Source organism: Vasconcelosia minhoensis LEGE 07310 (assembly GCF_015207255.1).
Taxonomy (GTDB): domain Bacteria; phylum Cyanobacteriota; class Cyanobacteriia; order Phormidesmidales; family Phormidesmidaceae; genus Vasconcelosia; species Vasconcelosia minhoensis.
The window spans coordinates 1-7,920 of record NZ_JADEXG010000109.1 but is presented as its reverse complement, the minus strand read 5'-3'; the positions used below and the strand labels follow the sequence as shown (position 1 = coordinate 7,920).

At 54.1% G+C, this 7,920-nt stretch carries 5 protein-coding genes; 4 read left to right on the top strand and 1 reads right to left on the bottom strand.

What is annotated here, in order from left to right; genetic code table 11:
• Positions 1-345 precede the first annotated feature (345 nt).
• From IQ241_RS24385 to IQ241_RS24375, 3 genes are all read left to right on the top strand, one after another.
• A complete protein-coding gene (locus tag IQ241_RS24385; protein WP_193912283.1) occupies positions 346-1,290 on the top strand; it encodes a S1 family peptidase in 945 nt (314 codons plus the stop codon).
• A gap of 271 nt (positions 1,291-1,561) precedes the next feature.
• Positions 1,562-4,354, top strand: a complete 2,793-nt coding sequence (locus IQ241_RS24380; RefSeq protein WP_193912280.1) for a CHAT domain-containing protein — start codon at positions 1,562-1,564, stop codon at positions 4,352-4,354.
• Positions 4,355-4,437: 83 nt separating this feature from the next.
• Positions 4,438-5,205 carry a hypothetical protein gene (locus IQ241_RS24375; protein ID WP_193912278.1) on the top strand — a complete coding sequence of 256 codons (768 nt, stop codon included), beginning with the start codon at positions 4,438-4,440 and terminating at the stop codon, positions 5,203-5,205.
• A 177-nt stretch (positions 5,206-5,382) separates the two neighbouring features.
• Here the strand turns inward: IQ241_RS24375 and IQ241_RS24370 are convergent, their stop codons facing one another.
• Entirely contained in the window at positions 5,383-6,357 is a 975-nt protein-coding gene (locus IQ241_RS24370; protein WP_193912276.1) for a DUF4351 domain-containing protein, read from the bottom strand.
• A 518-nt stretch (positions 6,358-6,875) separates the two neighbouring features.
• Here IQ241_RS24370 and IQ241_RS24365 point away from each other — a divergent pair.
• Positions 6,876-7,868, top strand: a complete 993-nt coding sequence (locus IQ241_RS24365; RefSeq protein ID WP_193912274.1) for a tetratricopeptide repeat protein — start codon at positions 6,876-6,878, stop codon at positions 7,866-7,868.
• Positions 7,869-7,920: the final 52 nt, after the last annotated feature.

Genomic DNA, 7,920 nt, shown 5'->3' with positions numbered 1-7,920 from the left:
GGCTCCCCTTCTCCCCGGGGAGAAGGGGTTGGGGGATGAGGGCTGCCGGGATAACGCTTGATTCCCCGACTTATGTATACACGGTAGCCCGGGGGGGGAGGGACTTTGAATCCGGCTCCCTTCTCCCCTCGGGAGAAGGGCTGGGGATGTAGAGCTTGCTCTTCTCGAAGAGTGGGCTCCGGTGCTGATAGTTGGTACGTTATTAACATACACTTCCCGTATCGTCCTGCCCGGCAAAAAATCCTATCAGGGGCCAAGCCATTGCCGGACTAGCGTGCTGACTCTCTCCCTCTAGCCTGACGGTTTGCTTCTCACAACCTCTACGCCTAATCCTTAGTCACTACCATGAAAAAGACAGCGATGACTGCCCTGGTCTCTACTGCACTGTTAGCGGCAGTGCCGTTTCCCAGCATTGCCCAGGTCGATGAAACGATTAAATCGGGTACCGAAATCAATGAGATTTCCCAAAGAACGACGCTGCTGATTGTTGCTCTGAATGGGGATGAGCAAATCGCAGGTCATGGCTCTGGCTCGCTGATTGCGAGAGAAGGCGATACCTGCGTCGGCGTAACGAATGAACATGTCATCCGAGGGCAAAGCCGCGGGCTTACCTATGCCGTGAGAACCTTTGATGGCGAGGTCCACCCGGTAGAAGCGATGCGCCCTTTTTCTCAAGCAGATTTGGCAATTGTGACGTTTGAATGTGAGGAAGATTATGAGCCGATTACCCTGGCAACCTATCAGCTGTCGCCGGGTCAAGAGGTATATCTCTCTGGCTGGCCTGGCGGCTCTGCCCCTGGCGCTCCGGGTACTTTCGTTCGGCAATTTACCAGCGGGTCTATCTCTACCCTTTTGGACAGGCCTGTGGCAGGTTACGAGGTCGGCTATACCAATGTGACTCGGGGTGGCATGTCTGGCGGCCAGGTTTTGGATGAAGCCGGGCGTCTGATCGCGATTCATGGGCTTGGGATCACAGAAGATGTTAGCGCGATCGCGGATCGCCTAAATGTGTCTGAAGATGATGCAGCTGCCCTTGCGGGTAAAACTGGGTTCAACTACGGCATTCCCGTATCAACCTTTCTAGCGGGGGGCGCCCAGTCGGGGAGGATGCCCTCGATGGATGTGGTGTATTCCACTCCACAAAATGCTGGTAATGGGTCTACGGTGGCCGGGGCGGACTATGACTATGAGCCCGATGCCAGGGACCGGGTCAGGACAACCGATATTCTGGACGATTTAGACCGGGTATTAGACGTGGTGGGGAGAGTTTGTGGGTTTATCGGCTGCTAAGATATGTTTTGAGGCCTTTCGATCCTCCCTAGCCCTCCTTGACTTCGATCCTCCCTAGCCCTCCTTAACAAGGAGGGAACCGAACCACTCAAAGTCCCCCTTTTTAAGGGGGATTTAGGGAGATCGCCATAGATAAATCAATCAAGTCCGCCATGGATTCACTACCGCGACGTCCTGCCCTAAAGTGACAGGGTTAAAAATACACAATCAATTCATACGGCTCAGCGAGGTTTCGTGATAGGTTCAGTAGATAAAAATGAGGGGGAGTCTAATGAGGGTAGTGCTATTGCTGTTGCTACTGCCTGCCTGGCCTGCAACGGCGGCTGAGGCGGCTGAGCTGCTGCCGCTGGCGGTGTCTAAACCGGTGACGGAAAAAGCCGAGCTGGAACGGGATAGGCCGACAGCCCGCAACAAGCAGACAGCGCCTGACCAGGTGGAGCTGCCCTTTGAGATTGAAGGCAGCCTCGCAGCTGGTGATGCCACCCTCAGCGATGAGAGTTTTTACGATGCCTACAGCTTTGAGGGCAAAGCCGGGCAGATTGTCACTTTTACCTTAACAAGCGAAGACTTTGACACCTACTTGCTGCTGAAGGATGAGACGGGAGAGTTACTGGCTGAAAATGACGACTTCGATGGAGTAACGGACTCACATCTTGCTGTCGAGCTACCGCAAGATGGTGTTTACCGCGTTTTGGCCAGTGCCTATAGCGCCGGTCTGGAGGGCCGCTATCAGCTGCAGGGTCAGCTCGGAGATGAAACCGACCTGAAACGGGTCGAGGCTTATGAGCTAAACCAGCAAGGTGTAGCTGCCTTCAATCGTTCAGAATATCCAGAAGCGCTCTCCTTTTTTGAACAATCCCTGGCCATCCGTCAAGAAATCGGCTACCGCAATGGTGAAGGCGAGTCGCTTAACAATATAGGCTTTATCTACGCTAGGCTCGGCGACTACGCCCAGGCGCTGGACTACTATCAACAATCCCTGGCCATCCTTCAAGAAATCGGCGACCGCAGCGGCGAAGGCCAGTCGCTCAACAATATAGGCGGCATCTACGATAGCCTCGGCGACTACGCCCAGGCGTTGGACTACTATGAACAATCCCTGGCCATCCTTCAAGAAATCGGCGACCGCAGCGGCGAAGGCACCACGCTCAACAATATAGGCGCCATTTACGATAGCCTCGGGGACTACGCTCAGGCGCTGGACTACTATCAACAATCGCTGGCCATCCGTCAAGAAATCGGCGACCGCCGCGGCGAAGGCACCACGCTCAACAATATAGGCGCCATTTACGATAGCCTCGGGGACTACGCTCAGGCGCTGGACTACTATCAACAATCGCTGGCCATCCTTCAGGAAATCGGCGACCGCAGCACCAGCGCCCTCTCGTTAGGAAACATTGGCAATGTTCTTTCTACCCAACAGCAGCCAGAACTGGCCATCGTCTTCCTCAAGCAGTCCGTCAACACCTACGAAGCTATCCGCGGCGACATCAGCACCCTCGACTCTGAGCTCCAAAGTACCTACACCGAATCGATATCTGATAACTACCGCACCCTCGCCGACCTGCTGCTCCAGCAAGACCGCATCCTCGAAGCCCAGCGCATCCTCGACCTGCTGAAAGTCCAAGAGCTCGACGACTACCTCGAAACCGTCCGTGGCAATGCTGAAACCGCCAGCGGCGTCGAATTCCTCCAGCCTGAGCAAACCATCCTCGCCCGCTACCAAACCGCTCAGGAACCCGCCATCGAGCTAGGTCGAGAGCTAGCCGAGCTCAATGCTAAGAAAGAAAATGGCACCCTCACCCCGGAAGAAGAAGCCCGCCGCCTGGAGCTGATTGACCTGCAAGGAGAGCTCGCTATTCAGTTCAATGACTTCATCGCCAGCGCCGACATCCAGGCCCTGCTCGACCAGCTCAGCCGCCGCGAGCTGAGTCAGGCGGTCAACCTAGAAGACCTCTCTGGCCTGAGAGATAACCTGGCCAATCTCAATGCCGCCCTGCTCTACCCGCTCATCCTCGATGACCGCATCGAGCTGGTCATCACCACCGCTACCTCAGAGCCCCTGCGCCGCACCGTCGAAGGCGTCGGTCGGGCTGAGCTGAATGCCGCCATCACCGAGTTCCGTCAGGCTCTGCAAAACCCAACTAGCGACGCCACAGCTCTGGCCCAGCAGCTTTATACCTGGCTGATGGAACCGCTCGAAGCCGACCTAGCCGCTGCCGGGGTTGACACTATCATCTACTCGCCCGATGGAGCGCTGCGCTATATCCCCCTAGCGGCCCTACATGACGGCAATCAGTGGCTAGCAGAGCGCTTTCGCGTCAACAACATCACTGCTCGCTCTCTGACCGAGCTCGACACGCTGCCGCAGACTGACCCCAAGGTACTCGCCGGGGCCTTTGTCACTGGCGAATACGCCGTCCTAGGCACCCGCTACAGCGGCCTTCCCTTTGCCGGTCAGGAGGTCGAGCAGCTGAGCGATACCCTCTCTGCCATCACCGCTTTCTTCGATACTGATTTCAATTTAGAGGCCGTCACCAATGAAATTGCCAGCTTCAACGTTTTGCACTTTGCCACCCACGCCGCTTTTGTGCCCGGCGACCCGAGTGAGTCCTTCATTCTCTTTGGCAATGGCGAAACCCAAAACCTCAGAGACATCGCCAACTGGCAGCTGGCAAACGTGGACCTAGTCGTACTGAGCGCTTGCGAAACCGGGCTGGGCGGCTTTGACAACAACGGTGAGCAGATTCTAGGGCTGAGCTATCAGTTCCAAAGCCGAGGAGCCAAGGCAGTAGTCTCTTCGCTGTGGCAGGTGGATGACGGCGGCACCCAGGCGCTGATGAATGCCTTCTACACCGCCCTAAGCAACGGTCATGCTAAGTCGGAAGCGCTGCGCCTAGCCCAGCAGGCGCTGATTGCCAACGACTTAACGATTGTCGGCGCACCCCGAGGGGCGGGCCTACAGGTGCTCGATACCGAAACGGGCGAGCCCAGGATTCAGGCGGGCAGCCTCAGCCATCCTTACTACTGGGCTCCCTTCATCCTGATTGGTAATGGCCTGTGAAGTTTGTTTCTGATTTATATCATCTGTCCTGAGAGCGTGAGCTACGTGAACAAAACCCATTTGAACTCATTAGAGGCAAAAAAATGACCATGAAAAAAATTCGGTACGTAGGATTGATATTCTCATTGCTATTGGTGGGTTGCGATGAACTCCATTTTTTTGCAACCTTTGAAGAAGACGGCTCAGGATTTATCGATCTGGAAGTCGTCAACTATCCCGATGGCGAATTTAGTGACTATGAAAGTATTGAAGATTGCTCGGCAGATTTTGCTGAATTAGGCGTTCAGCCGGATAATATCGCTTACGAAAGCTATGCTTCATCTGCTGTAGGTCAACAAAATGGCGCTCGGTGTATCTATACTTTTGAGTTTGACGACCTAGAGGAAGCCGCAAGGTTACATACCGCTTTTGAATTAAATCTGGATCAGCTGTATTTTCACAATGACGCTTTCACCTATCAGGCCAGCAGTGACGATTGTGACGGGAGCGGAGATTCCGACGATAATGCTACATGGAATTTAAGACTGCCTGGGGAAATAAACTCTCATAACGCTGACAAAGTAATAGGAGACCAGCTTACCTGGAATGTGAGCAGCGACTGCTATGATATATTTGCAGAATCAACTTTAGTTCAACCTTCAGCTTTAGTTCAGCCTGAACAGGAATCGAGGGTAAACGACAGCCCAATAAGTGAAGAAGCGCCAAGCGAGGATGAGTCAGCCAATGAAGGCTCACCCGCTCAAGAAGGTTCGTTAAACTCAGCCGTTTGGATTATGTTAGGAGCATCCATGCCGATTCTGATTGGCGGTATTGTTGCATATGTAAATTCAAGAAAAATCAATAGGAACTGAATAGGATAAAAAATGTGAGCGGGCTGCGCGCCAATCCTGATTCAGGGCTGATTTATCCCTAAGACTTGCTCAGCCGCTTTTTGTAACCGACCGATACCAGCGATCGCAAATCCGCGATCGCGCCCAACTTCTTTGGTCCCAAGGGAGAATTATGCTTTCGGTAACCCCCTACGCTGCTTATAGCTCGTTAAGCCAGCTCCGTAGCTCATCAACGGTCGTCAGACTCGGCAACCGATCGGTCAGCCGCTCAATCTGCGCTTCGGTCAGTCCTCTGACTTGGACTTCGACTTCAGGCGGCAGTGAGCCCACCATCCGAGTCAGCAGCCGTAGCAAAAGGCTGAGCTCGCCTTCTCGGCGGCCCTGCTCCAGACCCCGTTCCAGGCCCCGTTCCAGACCCTGCTCAATACCCTGCTCTAGGCCCCGTTCAATCCCTCGCTCCATCCAGCTGGTTACAATTTCCATCACCTGCTCCTGCGCTGCCGGTTCTATCTGTCCTACCTCTAGGGTAAACGCTCGCTCCTCCTCTGCGCTCAAGTTTAGATAGGTATCGATGAATCCAGAGATTAGCTGCATCCGAGCCGGGTCTAGCCTCAGCGTGACTAGCAGACGCAGACATTCTGCCTTGACCCGGGGACGGTCTGCTGGCGCAATCTGCATCTTCGCCATCAGGGCAGAGGCGACCGGGTTGGGCTGGGCGAGAAAGTCGCGCCAGTAGAGCTGGTTGAGCTGAATCACCCGGTAGCTAAAGTTCAATACGGCAAAGTCAGGGAACTCGACTCTGAACTCGCTAGCGGCAGCGACTCTGGGCTGATCGTAGGAAAAGACAACGATGGGATAGACGGGATAGTCGTACTTTTCGTAGAGCCGGGCGAAGTAGCGAAACATCCGCTTGCCAAATTCAGGCTGGGCGGTAGCTTGGTTTTCGACATGAATCAGAAAGAAGGAGGGCTGACCCTGGAACTGCACCTGGGCGAGCAGGTCGGTTTCATAGCGGTCGCCGGCGGTGACGTCGGTGAAGACTTCTTTGTCCAGAAAGGTGATGGAGCTTGGCTCCAGGTACTGCATCATCTCTGGTAGAAAGAGGTCGAGGAACTCGACGAAGAAGGTCGAGAGCAGCTCTTTGAACAGGCGGTCGTGGTCGATAGGGGTCATGCGGCGGAATGGACGGGGATTGACTATACCCTATCGCTTGAACCCCTTCAGCGGGTTTGGCTCGATTAGCCCTGTCACTTTAGTGCAGGGCGGTGCTGAGCAATGTGCAGCATGAAGGCTGAGAAATATTGTACTGTGCCGTACCCCGCGCCGAGTTGAAAACTCAGCGCTCACTGAAGAAAGTCTGCTAAAGGGACTGGGAAGACAGAGCTATTGGCAATCAATCCGGAACTCATTAACCCCTTTAGCGGAGTTTTCTCGATTAGCCCCGTCATTTTAATGCGGGGCGGTGCTGAGTGCTTTGCAACATGCTGAATGAGGACCTATGCACGATTCCGAATTGGTTTAACTCCCTTAGTGGGTTTGAACCCGATTGGCCCCGTCATTTTAATGCGGGGCGTTACTGATTTCCCCTGCAAAACGGTGCGACGCAAAGCAAAAATTTATCAAAACTGAATAAGCTTTGCCCGCCCAGCACTATATGCTAACGTCATCCCTCGTCTAGAGCATCCCTGCCCATGCGCTACCTCGCCAAGCCGCTCAGCCTGATTGCCACTTCTGCGCTGATGGTGTCTGCCCTGGAGATAGCCGGGTTCGCGCAGCCGTCACCGCCTCGCCCATCCGCAATAGCGCAAGCCTCAGCAGCAGCTGAGCCCGAAAGCATCCTGCTAGAGGTCGAAGGCGTTTTGGAAGAGGGAGACGCGACTCTCAACGATGACAGCCTTTATGACCGCTACACTATCGAGGGACAAGCCGGACAGACCGTTGCCATCACTTTAGAAAGCCTTGAATTCAATACGTTCCTCATTCTTCGAGATGAGCAGGGCAACGAGCTTGCTCGAAATGACGATATAGATGCCGAAGCAGGCAACTACCATTCATTCATCCTTGCTACCCTACCAGCTGACGGCGCCTATGAGATATGGGCCAACGGCTTGAACGCAGACTCGCGGGGACGCTATCGTTTAGTTGTAATGGAGGCGACTTCTGACCAGGCCACACCGGCATTGAGCGAGGCCGCCTTAGTACGGGTAGAAGCGAATCGGCTGCTCGAACAGGGTAATCAGCAGTATGGCGCTAGCCAGTATCGAGAAGCGCTAGAGTCCTGGGAAGCGTCGCTACGGCTTTACCGTGAAATTGGCAACCGGGCTAGCGAAGCCAATACCTTAAACAACATCGGCATCTTTTATCAGTCATTAGGCAACTATAGCAAAGCGTTGAGCTACTACGACCAGAGCCTAGCCATCATGCGAGAGATTGGCAACCGGGCTAGCGAAGCTAAAGCCTTAGGCAACATCGGCAATGTTTATCAGTTATTAGGCAACTATAGCAAAGCGTTGAGCTACTACGACCAGAGCCTAGCCATCATGCGAGAGATTGGCAACCGGGCTAGCGAAGCTAAAGCCTTAGGCAACATCGGCAATGTTTATCAGTTAGTAACTACTCAGGCTGAGGGAGAAGAGAGGGAGCATTGCCGGAAAAAAGTTCGACGAATGCATCCAAGATGTTGAGGTTCTGCTTTTTCAGAGTCGATAAATAACCGCGAATGTGGCAGAACTCTCT

Bases quoted from the DNA above. Each gene is read 5' to 3' on its own strand.
- IQ241_RS24380 (WP_193912280.1), top strand. From the start codon at position 1,562: ATGAGGGTAGTGCTATTGCTGTTGCTACTGCCTGCCTGGCCTGCAACG.
- IQ241_RS24365 (WP_193912274.1), top strand. From the start codon at position 6,876: ATGCGCTACCTCGCCAAGCCGCTCAGCCTGATTGCCACTTCTGCGCTG.
- IQ241_RS24375 (WP_193912278.1), top strand. From the start codon at position 4,438: ATGACCATGAAAAAAATTCGGTACGTAGGATTGATATTCTCATTGCTA.
- IQ241_RS24385 (WP_193912283.1), top strand. From the start codon at position 346: ATGAAAAAGACAGCGATGACTGCCCTGGTCTCTACTGCACTGTTAGCG.
- IQ241_RS24370 (WP_193912276.1), bottom strand. From the start codon at position 6,357: ATGACCCCTATCGACCACGACCGCCTGTTCAAAGAGCTGCTCTCGACC.